Genomic DNA, 398 nt, shown 5'->3' with positions numbered 1-398 from the left:
GAAATGAGCAGCGCCGGGGTCGTGCCATGCGCGGTCATCTGCAGACGCTGGGCAATCAGCGGCCACAATAGCAGATCCTCATAGCAGATCGAGATTAACGCCGGGCCGTAGCGAGTCTGCAGGCCGCCCCCGGGTGCCCGCATCGGGTAGTGCTCATCTGCCCACGGTCTCCACATTCCAATTGGCATGGGCATTTGCGCTGTGTAGTGCTGGTCCGTTACCAGGTCGAGCAGAGTGTCACGCCCGTCATGCTGGGTGAGTGGATCGGTCTCATAGACTCCCAGCAGAACCGTCGCCTTCTTCTTCCTTGCCAACTCTGCGATGTCGCTCCAGTAGAAGGCCTGGCCGTCATTCCATTGCGCGTTCGCGCCCTCAGGTAGCACGATCAGGCGGGCGCC

Annotated in this window: 1 pseudogene; it reads right to left on the bottom strand. The window is 61.6% G+C overall.

Annotated elements, in window-relative coordinates:
• A pseudogene (locus tag H0X90_RS35505) lies at positions 1 to 398 on the bottom strand (hypothetical protein); the annotation flags it as partial.

It is taken from the genome of Burkholderia sp. 9775_39, from assembly GCF_015712225.1.
In the GTDB taxonomy this organism is placed as follows: Bacteria; Pseudomonadota; Gammaproteobacteria; order Burkholderiales; family Burkholderiaceae; genus Burkholderia; species Burkholderia cenocepacia.
The sequence above is the reverse complement of the archived record's forward strand: the minus strand, read 5'-3'. Positions and strand labels throughout refer to the sequence as shown.